Annotated in this window: 16 protein-coding genes; 7 read left to right on the top strand and 9 right to left on the bottom strand. The window is 61.2% G+C overall.

Going from position 1 to position 17180, the window contains the following annotated elements; genetic code table 11:
• Window positions 1–7: 7 nt before the first annotated feature.
• Together maiA and HBO10_RS04250 are read left to right on the top strand one after the other, a co-directional pair.
• Complete coding sequence (maiA, locus tag HBO10_RS04255) at window positions 8–643, top strand: maleylacetoacetate isomerase (protein ID WP_034128678.1); 636 nt, start codon at window positions 8–10, stop codon at window positions 641–643.
• A gap of 147 nt (window positions 644–790) precedes the next feature.
• Window positions 791–2149, top strand: coding sequence for an aromatic acid/H+ symport family MFS transporter (locus HBO10_RS04250; protein ID WP_034128677.1), 1359 nt, complete (start codon window positions 791–793; stop codon window positions 2147–2149).
• Window positions 2150–2263: 114 nt separating this feature from the next.
• Here HBO10_RS04250 and HBO10_RS04245 read toward each other — a convergent pair whose 3' ends face one another.
• A complete protein-coding gene (locus tag HBO10_RS04245; RefSeq protein ID WP_034128676.1) occupies window positions 2264–3067 on the bottom strand; it encodes a transglutaminase family protein in 804 nt (267 codons plus the stop codon).
• A gap of 187 nt (window positions 3068–3254) precedes the next feature.
• Between HBO10_RS04245 and HBO10_RS04240 the strand changes: the two genes are divergently transcribed.
• On the top strand, window positions 3255–4274 hold the full coding sequence (locus HBO10_RS04240) for a Glu/Leu/Phe/Val dehydrogenase dimerization domain-containing protein (protein ID WP_034128675.1): 1020 nt from the start codon (window positions 3255–3257) through the stop codon (window positions 4272–4274).
• A 55-nt stretch (window positions 4275–4329) separates the two neighbouring features.
• Here HBO10_RS04240 and HBO10_RS04235 read toward each other — a convergent pair whose 3' ends face one another.
• Window positions 4330–4590, bottom strand: coding sequence for a YebG family protein (locus tag HBO10_RS04235; protein WP_003188807.1), 261 nt, complete (start codon window positions 4588–4590; stop codon window positions 4330–4332).
• 330 nt (window positions 4591–4920) lie between these two features.
• Between HBO10_RS04235 and HBO10_RS04230 the strand changes: the two genes are divergently transcribed.
• Window positions 4921–5409: a phosphate-starvation-inducible PsiE family protein gene (locus HBO10_RS04230; protein WP_003188808.1), complete on the top strand. Its 489-nt coding sequence runs from the start codon at window positions 4921–4923 to the stop codon at window positions 5407–5409.
• Here the strand turns inward: HBO10_RS04230 and HBO10_RS04225 are convergent.
• From HBO10_RS04225 to HBO10_RS04215, 3 genes are all read right to left on the bottom strand, one after another.
• Window positions 5406–5723 carry a DUF3509 domain-containing protein gene (locus tag HBO10_RS04225; RefSeq protein ID WP_034128674.1) on the bottom strand — a complete coding sequence of 106 codons (318 nt, stop codon included), beginning with the start codon at window positions 5721–5723 and terminating at the stop codon, window positions 5406–5408. The two genes, HBO10_RS04230 and HBO10_RS04225, sit on opposite strands and share 4 nt — an antisense overlap.
• Before the next feature lie 277 nt (window positions 5724–6000).
• Entirely contained in the window at window positions 6001–7290 is a 1290-nt protein-coding gene (locus tag HBO10_RS04220; protein ID WP_034128673.1) for an HAAAP family serine/threonine permease, read from the bottom strand.
• Window positions 7291–7351: 61 nt separating this feature from the next.
• Entirely contained in the window at window positions 7352–8728 is a 1377-nt protein-coding gene (locus HBO10_RS04215; protein ID WP_034128672.1) for an L-serine ammonia-lyase, read from the bottom strand.
• Between the two features lie 137 nt (window positions 8729–8865).
• Here HBO10_RS04215 and HBO10_RS04210 point away from each other — a divergent pair, with 137 nt between their 5' ends.
• Both HBO10_RS04210 and HBO10_RS04205 read left to right on the top strand, forming a co-directional pair.
• Window positions 8866–9813 carry a LysR substrate-binding domain-containing protein gene (locus HBO10_RS04210; RefSeq protein ID WP_034128671.1) on the top strand — a complete coding sequence of 316 codons (948 nt, stop codon included), beginning with the start codon at window positions 8866–8868 and terminating at the stop codon, window positions 9811–9813.
• 213 nt (window positions 9814–10026) lie between these two features.
• Window positions 10027–10437: an HPF/RaiA family ribosome-associated protein gene (locus HBO10_RS04205; RefSeq protein WP_003188815.1), complete on the top strand. Its 411-nt coding sequence runs from the start codon at window positions 10027–10029 to the stop codon at window positions 10435–10437.
• Between the two features lie 55 nt (window positions 10438–10492).
• Here HBO10_RS04205 and HBO10_RS04200 read toward each other — a convergent pair whose 3' ends face one another.
• Window positions 10493–12004 (bottom strand): MFS transporter, encoded by a 1512-nt coding sequence (locus HBO10_RS04200; RefSeq protein ID WP_034128670.1) that lies wholly within the window; start codon window positions 12002–12004, stop codon window positions 10493–10495.
• A 104-nt stretch (window positions 12005–12108) separates the two neighbouring features.
• Here HBO10_RS04200 and HBO10_RS04195 point away from each other — a divergent pair, with 104 nt between their 5' ends.
• The gene (locus HBO10_RS04195) at window positions 12109–12981 is read left to right on the top strand and encodes a LysR family transcriptional regulator (RefSeq protein WP_034128669.1); all 873 of its coding nucleotides are present in this window, start codon (window positions 12109–12111) and stop codon (window positions 12979–12981) included.
• Between the two features lie 132 nt (window positions 12982–13113).
• Here HBO10_RS04195 and fecA read toward each other — a convergent pair whose 3' ends face one another.
• The 3 genes from fecA to HBO10_RS04180 all read right to left on the bottom strand — a co-directional run bounded on the left by fecA (window position 13114) and on the right by HBO10_RS04180 (window position 17098).
• Window positions 13114–15450: a TonB-dependent Fe(3+) dicitrate receptor FecA gene (gene fecA, locus HBO10_RS04190; protein ID WP_034128668.1), complete on the bottom strand. Its 2337-nt coding sequence runs from the start codon at window positions 15448–15450 to the stop codon at window positions 13114–13116.
• Between the two features lie 221 nt (window positions 15451–15671).
• Entirely contained in the window at window positions 15672–16613 is a 942-nt protein-coding gene (locus tag HBO10_RS04185) for a FecR domain-containing protein (RefSeq protein WP_034128667.1), read from the bottom strand.
• The gene (locus HBO10_RS04180) at window positions 16610–17098 is read right to left on the bottom strand and encodes a sigma-70 family RNA polymerase sigma factor (protein WP_034128715.1); all 489 of its coding nucleotides are present in this window, start codon (window positions 17096–17098) and stop codon (window positions 16610–16612) included. Before HBO10_RS04180 ends, HBO10_RS04185 begins: the two co-directional genes overlap by 4 nt.
• Window positions 17099–17180: the final 82 nt, after the last annotated feature.

Here is a 17180-nt window from a genome sequence, read left to right as displayed (position 1 = left end):
CAGGGCCATGGAACTCTATACTTACTACCGTTCTACCGCGTCGTATCGAGTACGTATTGCCCTGGCTCTCAAAGGCCTGGATTTCACCGCGCTGCCGGTCAACCTGCTGGTGCCGACAGGCGGCGCCAACCGCCAGCCTGAATACCTGGCGATCAACCCCCAAGGGCGCGTGCCGGCGTTGCGTACCGATGAAGGGGCGTTGTTGATCCAGTCACAGGCGATCATCGAGTACCTGGAGGAGCGTTATCCACAGGTGCCGATGTTCTCCAGGGATTTGCTCGTCAGGGCTCATGAGCGGGCGGTGGCGTCGATCATCGCCTGTGATATCCACCCGTTGCATAACTCCAGCACCCAGAACTTGCTGCGCAAGTGGGGGCACGATGAGGCGCAATTACTGGAGTGGATCGGGCACTGGATCAGCCAGGGCCTGGGCGCTGTGGAGCAGTTGATTGGCGACACAGGGTTTTGCTTTGGCGAGCAGCCGGGCTTGGCCGATGCGTTTCTGATCCCGCAGTTGTATGCGGCCGAGCGCTTCAAGGTGCCCTTGGCGGCATACCCACGCATTGGGCGGGTGGCGGCGTTGGCGGCCCAACATCCAGCCTTCGTGCAGGCCCACCCCGCCAATCAACCTGACACCCCCTGAACCCCCTGTAATGATCGTTCCTACGCTCAGCGTGGGAACGCCTCATGTGGCGCTCTGCGTCACGGCTCTAAAAACGGACGCGGAGCGTCCAGGGCTGTATTCCCACGCAGAGCGTGGGAACAATCATAAAAAAACAGGTACCTTGCGATGCACAATCAGATTGCCAGCTTTCGTGCGGCACTCGACGCCCGCCCGGTGTCGCGCTACCAATGGTTGATTCTCCTGCTGCTGGCACTGTTACTGGTCACCGATGGCTATGACGCCCAGGTGCTGGGCTATGTAGTGCCGGCGCTGGCCCAGGATTGGGGCCTGGAAAAGTCCGCGTTTGGCCCCGTGTTCAGCGCCAACCTGCTGGGCCTCACCCTGGGCTCGCTGTTGGTGACACCGCTGGCGGATCGGTTCGGCGTGCGACGTATCCTGCTGGCATGCGTGCTGATCTACGCCAGCCTCACGGTATTGATGGTGTTCGCCAATTCGCTGACCACGTTGATGGCGGCGCGGTTTATCTGCGGCATTGGCATGGGCGGCGCGATGCCCAGTGCCATGGCATTGATGTCTGAATACTCGCCGCCGCGGATGCGTACCTTGATGGTGACCCTGGCGGCCTGCGGCTTCTCGTTCGGCGGTGCAGCAGGCGGCTTTGTGGCGGCCGGGTTTATCGATGGTTTTGGTTGGCAGGCGGTGTTCCTGGCGGGTGGTGTGACGCCGCTGCTGCTGTTCCCGTTCCTGGTGTGGCTGTTGCCCGAATCCTTGCCACGCCTGTTGCGCGATGCACCGCCGTATCTGCGTTTGCGCAAAGTCACGGCGCGGATGCTGCCCGATTGGCAACCGCCACCGGCGACCGAAGCTGAAAACTTGCAGGAGCAGGGCAGCAAACTGACGGTGGTGGAGCTGTTTCGCAACGGCTACGCGCGCCCGACGCTGCTGATCTGGGCGACCTTTTTTGTCAGCCTCATCCTGCTGTATTTCATGATCAGTTGGTTGCCGTCGCTATTGCTCGAAAGCGGCCTGGCATTGAACGAAGCCAACCTGGTCACCTCCATGTTCCTGTTCGCCGGCACCTTGGGCGCCATCCTCATGGCCTGGTTTGCCGACCGTCTGAAAAGCAAAGTGCGGTTGCTGTCCGGCGTGCTGGCGGCGGCAGCGCTGTGCACCATTCTGCTGGGCTTGAACCACGACAACCCACGCTACCTGGTGGCCTGCGTGTTTGCAGCAGGGTTCTGCATCATCGGCGGGCAACTGACCCTCAATGCCTTCGCGAGCAACTTCTACCCGGCGCACGTGCGCGCCACCGGCACGGGTTGGGCGTTGGGTGTGGGGCGATTCGGATCGATTCTGGGACCGCTGTTTGGCAGCCTGCTGCTGGCGATGCATATACCGGTCGAGCAGATTTTCTTCTTCTGCGCGATTCCGGCGGTGATTGCAGCGTTGTTGATTATTCAGGTGCGCTCGCCGGGACCCACTACACCGAACACGCCATTGCCTGGCGATATTCTCAATCGCTAACTGTAGGAGCGAGCTTGCTCGCGAAAAACGTTAACGATAACGCGGGCATCATGGTTAAAAGGGGTGGCCTGGGTTTTTTCGCGAGCAAGCTCGCTCCTACAGTTGGGAGTTGGGTCAATGCACCACTGAGTTGGGCGGCAGATGCCCCAGCCGCTCGGTCAGGCGCAGGCGCTGGATCGGGTCGTCGCTGAGCAGCAGGGCGTGTTCCAGGTCGAAGCGTTCGGCGCTGGGGCAGTCCAGGCGTTGATACAGGCTGGCCCGCGCCAGGTAGTCGGAGGCGCTGGCGTTGCCCAGTTCCAGTACCCGCTCGGCGTCCACCAGGGCGGCCAGTGGCTCGTCGTTGGCAAGGTAGAGTTGGCGCAGGTTGCGCGACAGCCGTTGCAGGATGGCCCGTGGCTCGGCGGTCAGCAGGTGATCGGCCTGCAATTTCAGCTTCGCCCCGTACTGGCGCGCCAGCAACTCGCGACAGTCGTTGGGGTACAGGCGCCGGCCGCCGCAAGGGTCCAACAGGTGATCGGCTCCCGGTACCCGAAGCAGGAAGTGCCCAGGGAAGTTCACGCCGACCAGGGGGATATCCAGGCGCCGTGCCATCTCCAGTGCGATCAGGCCCATGGCCAAGGGTTGCCCGCGTTTGCGTTGCAGCACTTTGTCCAGCAGCGCGGCGGCGGGGCGCAACGGCGTGTGGTCATCCTGGGCAAACCCCAGGTCATTCATGCGCCGCAGCAGCGCCTGGCCGAGTTCATCCGCCGGTAGCAGGGGCATGCCCAGGCTGACCTGTTGTCGTAGCGCGCCAAGGTCGTGCAGGATCAACGCCGGCTGCACGCTGGCGTCATGCTCGGCAGCAATCCACAGCGCGGCCTCAAACAGCGCGGGGGGTGAACGGTCCAGGCAGGCGAAAAAGGCGGTGCGGGGATTCATTGAGTTCTCCGGCATATGCCCCCGTTTTAGCCTTGCTGCGAATTTTCGTCCAGCATCTTGAGAGATATCCCACGCTCTTATGTCGTAGATCCCACGAAAACGCGCGGCTTATTCCAGCGCAATCCAGCAGTTTTCTGCCGCAAGCCTATACTTGGCCCACTACCAGAAGTGATTCGGGAGCCCATTGATGTTTGCGCTCATGCACAGCACCCGCCTTGAATCGCTGCACCTGAGCGTTGATCCGGTGACCGGCTTGAAGGCGATCATCGCCATCCACAACAGTCGCCTGGGCCCAGCGTTGGGTGGCTGTCGCTACCTGGCTTACCCTAATGATGAAACCGCCGTGGCCGATGCCGCGCGCCTGGCGCAAGGCATGAGCTACAAAGCCGCGCTGGCCGGACTGCCGGTGGGCGGCGGCACGGCGGTGATCATCCGCCCCGTGCACGTGGAAAGCCGTGCGGCGCTGTTCGAGGCGTTTGGCCGTTGTGTGGAAAAACTCGACGGCCGCTTCATCACCTCGATCGACAGCGGTACCTCGGTCGCCGACATGGACTGCATTGCCCAGAACACTCGCTTTGTCACCAGCACCACCGCCGCCGGAGACCCTGCACCTCATGCTGCCATGGGGGTGTTTGCCGGTATCCGCACTACCGCCATGGCGCGCCTGGGCAGCGACAACCTCGAGGGCCTGCGCGTCGCGGTGCAAGGCCTGGGGAATGTCGGTTATGCCCTGGCCGAACAATTGCACGCCGCCGGTGCCGAGCTGCTGGTCAGCGACATCGACCACGGCAAGGTGCAACTGGCCATGGAGCAACTGGGTGCCCACCCGATTGCCAACGACGCCTTGCTCAGCACGCCCTGCGACATCCTCGCACCGTGCGGCGTGGGCGCCGTATTCAACCGTAACAGCGTCGGCCAGTTGCGTTGCGCCGCCGTGGCGGGTTCGGCCAGCGCTCAACTGACCAACCTGGACATCGCCGACCAATTGGAAGGCCGCGGCATCCTCTACGCACCGGACTATGTGATCAACTCTGGCGGGCTGATCTACGTCGCCCTCAAACACGCCGGTACCGACCTGCCAGGCATCACCGCGCACCTGTCGAACATCGGCAGCCGCCTGACCGAAATCTTTGCCCACGCCCAAGCCGAAAAACGCTCCCCCGCGCGGGTGGCCGATGAACTGGCCGAACGCTTGCTGTACAAATAGGCCAGGCATTAAAAAGGCCCTGAATCCATGATTCAGGGCCTGTTCAATTCGGGCTTTACTCCGCCGCCGGGTTCAGCAACTCGGACAATGCGTCCGGTTGGCTCTTGAACGCCTTGGCAAATACATCACGGTTCTTCGCCATGTAGATCCCGGCTTCTTCCACCTGCTGCTCGCTCAACGACGGCACGGCTTTTTGCAACACCTCTGCCAGCAACTCAGCGAGTTCAAGCATCTTGTCATGACGGTCAGCTTCGGCTTTATCCATGAACAAACGCTCCAGATCTCGGCTGCTGCGGTATACCACTTCGACGGCCATTCACCACCTCACATGCCTTCACGATAGTTGTCTTTTGCGACTACTGTATTTATATACAGCGAAAAGGATAAGCCAAACGTCGGGGTTTGGGTAGTAGGTTTTTAATGTAGCTGGGAAATAGGGGGCTGAACCGGAAATTTCGCACGGCACGCTGAGGTCGATGGTCGATCGTTCCCACGCGGAGCGTGGGAACGATCGGGGGGTAATTTAAGTGCCTCGTGTCACACGGCCACCATCTTATTCCCCAGCCCTGGCCTTTTTTCTGCATGCAGAACAACCGTCACGTCCACCCCGCATTATCCGGTCGAGCCGACCTAAGGAAGCATCATCGTGAAAATCAATTGGGCCGAAAGGCTGCGTCAGCAAGTACACGGGCTGGCCGAGTCGCTGGGTAATCTGTTTGTCGAGTCGTTCCATTACCTGGCGCTGTTCGCCATTGGTGCGGTGACCGCCTGGGCGGCGGTGATGGAATTTCTGGGGATGCTGGAGAACGGCCATATCAAGATCGATGACATCTTGCTGCTGTTCATCTACCTGGAATTGGGTGCCATGGTCGGGATTTACTTCAAGACCAACCACATGCCGGTGCGCTTCCTGATCTACGTGGCGATCACTGCGCTCACGCGTTTGCTGATCTCCAACGTGTCGCACCACAACCCGCCGGACGTGGGCATCATCTACCTGTGCGGCGGCATTTTGCTGTTGGCGTTTGCGATCCTGGTGGTGCGCTACGCATCGTCGGCCTTCCCTTCGGTGAAGGTCGAAAGCCCGCGTCGCAAGGGCGAGGCGAGCCTGGAGACCGAGAAGGGCGAGCTTTAAAGCCCGACGCTGAAGGGCAGGGTACGGGCGGGCGGTCGCTGCAGGAGTTTGTGGCTGTCGCCGTCCGTCATCAGCTCCAGAATTTCCACGGCGCTGTGGCCCTGTTCGATGGCGATGCCGAACTGGATGCTTTGCACCAGGCGCCTGAGGCGCTGCGGGTCGTTGCGTTGTTCGGCGCTGATCATGCGCTTGGCCACCACGCCAGTCTCGTCAGACAGGGTGAGCATGATGCTGCCGTCCAGCCTTTGGATGCTCAGGTTGACGCGGTATTGGGGGCTGAACGTGTCGGTGATGATCTGAAAAGGATTGTCCATGGTGCGTTACCGCCTGATAAGAACATGCAGTCATTGACGGCCGGTGTCGGGATTAGTTCGCATTGCCTGACCACTGGCCAAATTCCGTTTTCCTCAAAAGTTCTACAGCAAAGGGCGTGCCGTACAGCGATTTACCCGACATAGATATTCAAATGTGGGAGCGGGCTTGCCCGCGATTGCGGTGTATCAGCCAACAAGTACTTGGCTGAAGGACCGCAATCGCGAGCAAGCCCGCTCCCACATTTTTTGTGCTGTTTTTGGAGATCAGTGAGCTAATTCAGGGCATCACGGAAAAAACGATCGCAGACAGCGCAATCAGCCCGATCACCACCACAAATACATTGGATGCCTGGCCTGAATACTGGCGCAAAGATGGCACTCGGCGGATGGCGTACATCGGCATCAGGAACAGCAGGCACGCGATGATCGGCCCGCCCATGGTTTCGATCATGCCCAGGATGCTCGGGTTGAAGGTAGCCACGGCCCAGCAGGTCAGCACCATGAACAACGCGGTGCAGCGTTCCAGCCATTTGGACGACATCGAACGGTTGCGCCCACGCAGGGATTTGACGATCAGCCCCTGGAAGCCTTCGCTGGCACCAATGTAGTGACCCAGGAAGGACTTGGTAATCGCCACCAGCGCGATCAACGGTGCGGCGTAGGCAATCACCGGCGTCTGGAAGTGGTTGGCCAGGTACGACAGGATCGAAATGTTCTGCGCCTTGGCAGCGGCCAGGTCAGCCGGTGACAGCGCCAGCACGCAGCTGAAGCAGAAGAACATCACGGTCAGCACCATCATGCCGTGGGCGGTGGCCAGGATGCCGCTGCTTTTGCGCTCGGCCTGGGCGCCGTAGACGCGCTTCTGGTCCACGGCAAAGGCGGAGATGATCGGCGAATGGTTGAACGAGAACACCATCACCGGGATCGCCAACCACAGCGTTTTGAAGAACAGCGGCAGCGGCATGCCTTCGCTGGCCGAGGCGAAGAACGCGCCGTTCCAGTTGGGAATCAGGCTGAATGCCAGCAGCAGCAAGGCGGCAACGAAGGGGTACACCAGCACGCTCATGGCCTTGACGATTACGCGCTGTCCACACCGCACGATGGCCATCAGGCCGAGGATCAGCACCAGCGACAGAATCGCCCGTGGCGGCGGCGCCATGTGCAATTGGTGCTCCATGAAACTGCCCAGGGTGTTGGTCAGCGCCACGCTGTACACCAGCAGGATCGGGAAGATCGCAAAGAAATACAGCAGGGTGATCAGCTTACCGGCGCCGACACCAAAGTGTTCCTCGACCACTTCGGTGATGTCGCCGGATTTGCCCGACAGCACAAAGCGCGTCAGCCCACGGTGGGCGAAGAAGGTCATCGGAAAGGCCAGCAGCGCCAGCACGATCAGCGGCCAGAAACCGCCGACGCCGGCATTGATCGGCAGGAACAGGGTGCCCGCGCCGATGGCAGTGCCGTAGAGGCCGAGCATCCAGGTGGTGTCGTGTTTGGTCCAACCGGTGGTTACTGTGTTTTCTCTGACATCGGGATTTTCGGCAGCAGGTGTACGTACATCAGTCATCGGTATTGCCTCGTTATTATTTTTGCGCGGGCTCACGTTGGGGCGGGTAGCAGTGCTCCGATCAGCACTCCACCCAGCTGACCGCCAGGCCGCCCCGTGAAGTTTCTTTGTATTTGTCATGCATATCGGCGCCGGTATCGCGCATGGTGCGGATGACCCGGTCGAGGGAGATGAAGTGTTTGCCGTCGCCGCGCAGGGCCATCTGCGTGGCGTTGATCGCCTTGACCGCTGCAATGGCATTGCGCTCGATGCACGGCACCTGCACCAGGCCACCGACCGGGTCGCAGGTCAGGCCGAGGTTGTGTTCCAGGCCGATTTCGGCGGCGTTTTCCAGTTGCTCCGGGGTGGCGCCGAGGATATCGGCCAGGCCTGCGGCGGCCATGGCACAGGCCGAGCCCACTTCGCCCTGGCAGCCGACTTCGGCGCCTGAGATGGAGGCGTTTTTCTTGCAGAGGATGCCGACGGCAGCGGCGGCCAGGAAGAAATTGACCACGTCGTCGTCAGACGCGTCGGCGTTGAATTTCATGTAGTAATGCAGCACTGCCGGGATAATTCCGGCCGCGCCATTGGTCGGGGCGGTGACCATGCGCCCGCCAGCGGCGTTTTCTTCGTTGACGGCGAGGGCGAACAGGTTGACCCATTCCATCGCCGACAAGGTCGAGGTGATCACGTTGGGCTTACCGATTTCCAACAGGTTGCGATGCAACTTCGCGGCGCGACGGGGCACATCCAGGCCACCGGGCAGGATGCCTTCATCGCGCAGGCCCTGTTCCACGCACTCGCGCATCACCGACCAGATATGCAGCAGGCCGCTGCGGATCTCTTCGTCGCTGCGCCACGCCCGTTCGTTGGCCATCATCAACTCGGATACCCGCAGGCCGTGCTTGTTGCACAAGGCCAGCAGTTCTACGGCGCTGGAAAAGTCGTAGGGCAATTGCACGTCGCTGGTCGGCGCAATGCCTGATGCAGCTTCGGCGGCTTCGATGATGAAACCACCGCCCACCGAGTAATAGGTTTGTTCGCTCAGCAGGCCGCTGTCGCCATAGGCGTGCAAGGACATGGCGTTGGGGTGGTACGGCAGGCTTTCGTCCAGCAGCAGCAAGTCGGTGTGCCAGTTGAAAGCAATTGCCTGAGAGCCCGCCAGCAGCAATTGGCCGGACTCGCGCAGTTGCTGGATACGCGCATTGATCGATGTGGGGTCGACGCGATCTGGCCATTCACCCATCAAGCCCATGACACAGGCGCGGTCGGTGGCATGGCCGACACCGGTAGCGGACAGCGAGCCATACAGGCGCACTTCGACGCGACGGGTTTGGCTGAGCAAATGCAGGTCGGTCAGGGCTTGGGCGAATGTCGCGGCAGCGCGCATCGGGCCGACGGTGTGGGAACTGGAAGGGCCGATGCCCACCTTGAATAGATCGAAAACACTGATAGCCATGCTAAAGCCTTACAAGCAATGGAGTAGAAATCGCTGCCATGTTTTGTAGAGCAGGCGGAATTGGCGCGATACTGAGCCTCTGGATCAGTACTGACCAACGAATTATCCTAAGACACCCTTTAGCAGGACTAAACGCTATGACTCGCCCCCTCCATGGCCAGACCTATGTCTGGCTGCATGTGTTTTCCTGCGCTGCGCGGCATCTATCGTTCACCCGCTGCGCCGAGGAACTGCACATCACGCCGGGAGCGGTGAGCCAACAAATTCGCCAGTTAGAAGAGCGCCTGGGCTTTCGACTGTTTCATCGGCGTGCGCGAGGCGTTGAACTCAGCGCCGAGGGGCAGCGCCTGGCGGCCGTGGTGGGGGAGGCTTATGGCAGCATTGATGCCGAACTGCAGCGCCTGGACGCCGGGATGATCAGCGGCACCTTGCGCCTGCGTTCTATCCCCTCATTTCTGGGCAAGTGGCTGACCCCGCGTCTGCCACGTTTTCAGCAGCGTTTTCCGGACATTCAACTGCGCATGGTCGCCGAAGACAGCAGCATCGCCCTGCATGAAGGCGACTTCGACCTAGCCATCGACCTCAACGACGGCAGTTACCCTGGCTTGTTATCCACAGCCCTGTTGGATGAACAGATATTCCCGGTGTGCGCCCCCAGCCTGTTGCGTGGCCGCCCACCCTTGCATGGCCCGGCGGACCTGGCCCATTTCCCGCTGCTGCACGACATCACGGCCTGGCGTGGGAGTTATGAATATGCCGAATGGGAGTTTTACCTCAATGCCATCGGCTACCACGGTGCCGACGTACGGCGCGGGCACACCTTCAACCGCAATCACCTGACTATCGAAGCTGCCATCGCTGGCATGGGCGTGGCGATTGCGCGGCGCACCTTGCTGAACGATGAGCTGGAGCGCGGCACTTTGATCGTGCCGTTCGGCCTGGCCGTGCCCAACCATAAACGCTACGTGCTGCTGTATGCGCCGGGCGCGTTGAACCATCCGGGCGTGCGTGCGGTGCATGACTGGCTGGTGGAGGAAGCGGGGGTTTTTCGCAGCTTGCACCCGTTGGGAGAGGGGCAATTGTGAGGAAAACAGAACGTAAGAAGTTGTAACTAACTCCCCACCCTATCAGCGTTTTTGCTCGTCGTCAGGGTTAATTTGTAATGTAGGATTTATCTTTGCAAAGGGGTTGAAATGTTTCAGCAGGTGCTCAATTGTGTAATCAAGAGGTCATGGTTTCACCACCCCGGTGTTGCAGTTTGTGACCTCTGGCGAGCTAGCTGAAATAAGGGAAGAACTATGCAAATCCAAGTCAATAGCGATAACCATATTGAAAGCAGCATCCGACTGGAGGAGTGGGTACGTACTACCATTGAGAGCACGCTCGAACGCTACGAAGAAGACCTGACCCGTGTAGAGGTCTACCTGCGAGACGAGAACGGCGACAAGCCCGGCCCTCACGATTTGAGTTGCCGCCTGGAAGCACGGCCAAAGGGCCATCAACCAGTTTCCGTGTGCCATAAAGCCGATACGCTGGAGCAAGCGATCGATGGCGCCGCAGTCAAGCTCGACCACGCTCTGGAACATCTGTTTGGCAAACTGCAAGGCAAGCCGCGCGCTGCCGGTAAAAACCAGCCAATCAACAAAGTGAACGAAGACGCTTTGGAAGAGGAATTCCTGGAAAACGAAAACGCTGCCATTAACGGCTGATTTTTTTCCATTCCCCCAATGAAAACGGGCCTGCACATGCAGGCCCGTTTTTCGTTCAGCGCTCGCGCCGGAAGAAATGCCGGCTCAGCAGCGCCAGCCCGCAGGCGCCCAACCCCGCAAACAGCATGGCCCAGCCGGCGCCGCTGCGCAGCGCTGTTCGCGCATCTTGAACGGTCAGCCCCGGTGCATCCAACTTGCCGGCGGCAATATGCTGGCTGAGGCTTGCCCATTCCATTGCCGTGCTGTCAGGCAGCACATGGGCCAGGTTGTGGCTGATCCCTAACAACAACACAAGGCCCATCAGCGCGATATTGAGCGCCAGGGTGATCAGCCGTGCGCTGAAGTCGATGCCTGAGGCCATGCCTGCGCGGTCATTCGAGACGGCGCCGGTGGTGGTGTTGGTGGTCGGCGAATTGGTCAACGCCAGTCCGATACCGGCGATCACGCAACTGAGCAGCACCAGCGCCGTGCTGGGTTGTTCGGCGTAATTAACGGCGGCCATTCCCATGAACCCTGCGCCCATTACCCCCAGGCCCAGGGGAATGATGCGTTCGGCGCCAAAGCGTAGGGCCAGGCGTTCGGCCAGCGGCGGTACCAGCAAAGTCGGCAAGGTGTAGGCGAGCAAGGCGGCGCCTGTGGTCAGCGTGTCGTAACCCAGGCCCGCCTGGAAGTACAACGGCAGGTAAATCATGAACGGCCAGAAGCTGAAGTTCATGCCGATCGAGCCCATCAACGCGCCATTGAAACGTTGGATGCGGAACACCGAGAAGTCGAACATCGGATGGGCGCTGCGCCGCTCAATCAAGATAAACAGCAGCAGCCCCAAGACCGCCAGGCCGGCCCAGCCGAGCATCGCCGGGGCGCAAAAGCCGATTTCGCTGCCCTGGGTGATGAAATAAACCAGCGCAAACACCGTGAGTGTCATGGTCAGCATGCCGGCGATGTCGAGGCGATGGTTGGCCGGGTCGCGGGACTCCTGCACGCTGATATGCAACAACGCCAAGGTGAACAGGGTCAGCGGTACATGCACCAGGAACACCCAGCGCCAGTCCGCCACGGCCAGGATCATGGCTCCCACCATCGGTCCGAAACCCAGGCCCACGCCAGCGATCACGCCCCATATCGCAAAGGCCCGCGCACGCGCCGCCGGTTCGCGGAACTGATGGGACAAGATCGCAAATTGGCAAATCATCATGGCCCCGGCGCCAATGCCCTGGACGAAACGCGCCGCGATCAGTGTCGGCGCATCGTTGGCCAAGCCACAGGCCAGCGAGGCCAGGGCGAATACCCACAGACACACCACCAGCACACGCCGACGACCGAAGCGATCCGCCAAGGTCCCCGCCGCCATCAGCACGCTGGTGCAGGCCAGGGTGTAGGCATTCATGATCCATTGGGCGTCTTGAAAGCCCGTGCCCAGTTCCTGTTCCAGCGTCGGCAGGATGACCGGCACGCTGGAGATTTCCAGGCCGAACATCAGGGCCACCAGGCAGACGGCGGTGAGGGCCAGGCCGTTCCTGGCGGTGCGCGGGGGAGTGAGGGCCGAGAGTGCGGCGGCGCGGGGCATACGACATTCCTTTCGAAAGCGGGAGGGGCTGTTCTCTCGGGAATAAGGTTCCTTATTGGTGATAACTTTTCCACAAACAAGGGAATACAGGGCGACAATTAAGCATGGCTACTCCACGTTTTGATGGTGTCGAACTCTTTCTGCAGATTGTTGAAAGCGGCAACCTCACCGAAGCCGCCGAACGCCTGAACCTCACGCGTTCTGCGGTGGGCAAGGGCCTGGCGCGCCTGGAAGCACGCCTGGGCACTTGCCTGTTACAGCGCTCCACCCGGCGCCAGCGGTTGACCGAGGACGGGCAGGCGTACTACGAGCATTGCCTGCGCGCATTGGCAGAGCTGGAGACCGCCGAGTCCGTGCTGGAAAGCGGCCGCCAGCAACCTCGGGGGCGTTTGAGAGTGAGCGTGCCCCTGGCGTTTGGGCATCACTATGCCGCGCCAGCGTTGTGGGCCTTGCTGGATCGTTATCCGGAACTGGAAATCGACCTTTGTTTTTCCGACCGCATGATCGACTTGGTGCAGGAGGGCTTCGATATGGCCGTGCGCATCGGCCCGTTGCCGGACACCGACCGCCTGAGTGCACGGCGCCTGGGCCAGCAGGCCATGGGGCTGGCAGCGTCGCCTGCGTATTTGCAGCGCAAGGGTGCTATTGGCAGTATCGAAGACCTGGCCGCTCATCGTGGCATTGCCTACCGCAGCAACACCGCGCAGCGCTCGCGCCTGGCTTCGCCCTTGATCGTGGACGACCTCCAGGCGGTAGCCGATGCCGCCATCGCGGGCGTAGGCCTGGCCTGGTTGCCGAGTTGGTTGATTGCCCACTATGCGCTGCGCGGGCAGTTGCAGGCCGTGCTGCCCAGCTACCGTGAGCAACCTGCGCCGATCCATGTGATCTGGCCGACGGCGGCGCATATGCCGGCCAAGACGCGGTGTGCCATTGACGCGTTGGTGGCGGCCACCCCGAGTTGCCTGGCGGGCAGTTAGATCCTGAACATACTGAAAACCATCTGTAGGAGCGAGCTTGCTCGCGAAAAACGTCAACGATAACGCGTGTTTGCTGAATGAACGCGGCGCCTGTGAGTTTTTCGCGAGCAAGCTCGCTCCTACAAAATACAGTCAGAACGCGATAGAGGTTTGCACATACACCGTACGCGGCTCACCCACGTACTTGCCCTTGTTGTTGTCATCGAACGAGCGGGTGTAGTACTGCTTGTTGAAGATGTTCTTCACCCCCACCGCCACATTCAAATCCGACAACTGCGGGCCGAAATCGTAGGCTGCGCGGCTGCTGAACAGCATGTAGCCGGGGATGCGCCCATTGGCACCGTCGGCGCTTTCGGCCTGGGTGTTGGCGTTGTCGGCGAACTGGCTGCTCTGGTAGCTGCTGTCCACATTCAGCTTCCATGGGCCTTCGGTGTAACCCACGCCGAGGGTGCCTTTGTGCTTGGAGGAGAAGGGCACACGGTTGCCTTTGTTGGGGCCGTCTTCGCGGATGGTCGCATCCACATAGGCGTAGCTGGCGTACACATCAAACCCTGCCAGCGCCGGGCTCAGGCCGTCGAGCGCATAGTTGATGCTCGACTCGATGCCTTGGTGACGCGTTTCACCGCGGGCGATCACGGTGTCGTTGGTCTGGTTGCTGTCGTACTGGTTGTCGAAGTTGATCAGGAACGCACCGATTTCCGCGCGCAGGTTGCCGTTGTCATAACGCGTGCCGAGTTCCCAGGTGCGGGCTTTTTCCGGTTTCACTTCGCCACTGTTCACACGGTTGGGCATCTGGCTGTACTGCACGCTGCCGAACGAGCCTTCGGTGTTGGCGTAGAGGTTCCAGTCATCGGTGAGGTGATAGAGCACGTTCAGCGCTGGCAGTGCGGTGTTGTAGTCGCCCTTGTATTTGACGTTGCTCAGGTTGTTGGTCTGCTGGGACTCGATCATCTCGTAGCGAATGCCTGGGGTGATGGTCCACTTGCCGATGTCGATGCGGTCGTCGATGAAGAACGCATTGGCTTCGGTGCCGCCGCGCGTGTCGCGGTCGTTGCGGCTGTTGGTGGTGGGGATTTGCTGGTTGACGGCAATCGGCGTGCGGTAGCGCAGTTCGTGGCCGGCTTCATTGATGTAGCGGTAGCCAACACCCACTTCGTGGCTGGTGGGGCCGAGGTCGAAGCCCTGGGCGAAGCGCGTTTCCAGGCCACGTACCCAATATTCCCGTGGCGACAGCGACAAGAAACTGCCCTGGTCGAGGTAACCGCTGCGCAGGGTCTTGGTGAAGAAACTGTTGACCGTGAATTCGCGGCGGTCCTGTTCGTAGCGGTAGCCGACGTTGAACATCGTGCGGCGGCCCCAGAACTTGTCATACGGGCGGGTGGACTGGTACGGATCAGCCTTGTAGTCCTTGACGTTCAAACCGCCCGGCATGTCGGCCTGGCCTTCGTAGTACTGCGCCATGGCGTTGAAGCTATTGGCGTCGTCCAACTGGTATTTGCCCTTGAGGATCAGGTCGTCGATGCGCGTGTTGCTGTTTTCGCGCCAGTCGCCGCCGCGGGTGCCGGAGTACAGCAGCGCGCCACCCAACCCATTGTCGGCGGTGCCGCCAGCCAGCAAGTTGCCGGTGGTCTTGAAGCCGTCGTGGCTGGAGGAGGGGCTGGTCTCGGTCTGCAAACCACCCTTGACCGTCGGCGCATCCGGGATGGCACGGGTGACGAAGTTGACGATGCCACCGACGTTTTGCGGGCCATAGCGCACCGCACCGCCGCCGCGTACCACATCTACCGCGTCCATATTGCCCATGCTGATCGGTGCGAAGGAGAGTTGCGGCTGGCCGTAAGGCGCGAAGGGCACCGGGATGCCATCCATCAGCACGGTGGAGCGCGACGCCAGGCGCGGGTTGAGCCCGCGAATGCCGAAGTTCAGCGCCATGTCGTGGCTACCGGTGCCGTTGTTGTCCGGGGCGTTGACGCCAGGGATGCGGTTGAGCACATCGCGGGCCTGGGTGGCGCCCTGGCGTTCGAATTCTTCACGGCGGATCACATCTCGGGCGCCGGGGTGTTCGAACACGTTGGTTTGCGCCGCGTCACCGAGCCAGTCGCCGACCACGTTGGAGGTCTGCAACTCCAGTGTGGCGGGGGCGCCGGCCGGTTGCAGGCTGTAGGCGTTATCCCCCTCGGCGCGGGCTTGCAGGCCGGTGCCCTCCAGTAGTTTTTGCAGGCCCTCGGCAGTGCTGTAGCTGCCCGATAACCCAGGGCTTTGCATCCCTGCCGTCACGGCGGAGCCGAAGGACACCAGTACGCCGGCGTCACGACCGAATTGATTCAGGGCCGCTTCCAGGGTGGTCGGGGCGATATGGTACGCCTTGGCGTCGGCTGCCATCACCGCCGGCAGTGTGGTCAGGCTGAGGCTGGCACCGAGCAGGAGTTGGCGCAGTGTACGGGCGAGAAGCGTCGGGTGCTGGGGCATGAAGGGCGGTCCTGAGAAGGAAGGATCAAGGTGGCTTTCCTTCTCTGTCACGCCAGGTGCGGAAAACGGCTCACAGCTGCAAAAAATATTTCGAGCTCACCGCCCACTGTAGGAGCGAGCTTGCTCGCGAAGGTCGTCAACGATCACGCGGGTTGTCTGGTTTAACGCGGTGGGTTGAGGTTTTTCGCGAGCAAGCTCGCTCCTACAAAAAGCGCTATGCATCACGCACGTGCCTGCACGGTCACCCAATAACGGGTAAAGCGCCGTACTTTCACCGGCAGGCTGATCTCCAGCAGGTCGAGGATGCGTTCGCTGTCATCCAGTGGGTAACTGCCGGACAGCAGCAGGTTGGCGACTTGTGGATCGCAATGGAGCTGGCCGCGACGGTAGCGTCCCAATTCATTGAGGAAGTCTTCCAGGCGCATGTGTGCGGCCACCAGCATGCCGTCGGCCCAGGCGCCGCTGTTGGCGTCGGTGGGGCGCGGGGTGTCCCAGCCTTTGCGGGTGAAATTGACTTGGTGCGCGGCGTCGACGCTCAGCGGCAGGCCGTTGTAGCGGTTGGGCATCACCTCGACCTGGCCGGCCAGTACCGCCAGTTGGGTGTGGTCGTTGAACTGGCGTACAGTCAAGCGCGCTGCCTGGCTGCTGAGCAGACCCTGGCCGGTCAGCACGTGCAACGGCGCCTGGCCTGCACGGGCGGTGAGCAGGATTTCACCTTCAAGCAGGCGCACCAGGCGCTGTTGGCCGTCGAAATGCACATCCACCGCGCTGCCGGTGTTGAGCTGCAACTGGCTGCCGTCGGCCAGTTGTACTGTGCGGCGCTGGCCCACCGGGCTGCGATAGTCAGCCGTCAGCGGCGGCAAGATATGTTGCTGGCGCAGACTCCAGGCGGCGGCCGAACCGGCACCCAGAATCAACAGCAATTTAAGCGCCTGACGTCGGCTGCTGGAGGTGGGCGCGTTCAACGCTGCGTGGGCCAGGGGCGAGGGCACGCCGCGCAGGCGTTGGTTGACGCGCTGGATCTGCTCCCAGGCGCGTTGGTGTTCGCTGTGGGCATTCAACCATTGCTGCCAGGCCGCCTGCTGGCGTGGGTTGAGCGCGCCTTGCTGCATTTCCAGCAACCAGTGCACGGCTTGTTCGGCGACTTGGCTGGAGACGTTCATAGGGCGAAGTAGCAGCGCATGGCCGCTTTGGTCAGGTGGCGTTTGACCGTGGCGATGGAGATGCCCAGTTGCGCGCCGATTTGCGCGTAGGTCAGGCCGTCGAGTTGGGCCAGCAGGAAGGCGCGTTTGACCTGCTTGGGCAAGCCGTCGAGCAGTTGGTACAGTTCCAGCAGGGTCTGCAGGATGATTGCGCGGTCTTCTTCCGACGGCGCCACATGTTCGGGCATCTGCGCCAAGGCCTCGAGGTAGGCGCGCTCCAGGTCCTGGCGGCGGTAGAAGTTGAACAGCACACGCTTGGCCACGGTGGTGAGGAAGGCGCGCGGCTCGATCAGCGTTGGCGCTTCCCGCGCACTGAGCACGCGGATAAAGGTGTCCTGAGCCAGGTCGGCGGCGTTTTCCGGGCAGCCGAGCTTGCGTCGCAACCAGCCGGTGAGCCAGTGGTGATGGTCGTTGTACAACACTTCGACGGGGTTGGACGGCTGCAACGCGATCACTCCGCAAGCATTCGACATGCTTTAGAGAACAAGAATTGTTCGCATTGTAGGGTGCATGACAGGGTTCGGCAAT

The sequence above is a fragment of the Pseudomonas sp. WS 5503 genome, from assembly GCF_012985385.1.
Taxonomy (GTDB): domain Bacteria; phylum Pseudomonadota; class Gammaproteobacteria; order Pseudomonadales; family Pseudomonadaceae; genus Aquipseudomonas; species Aquipseudomonas paracarnis.
Note: the sequence above shows the minus strand (reverse complement) of the source record. Positions and strands in the feature narration are given on the sequence as shown.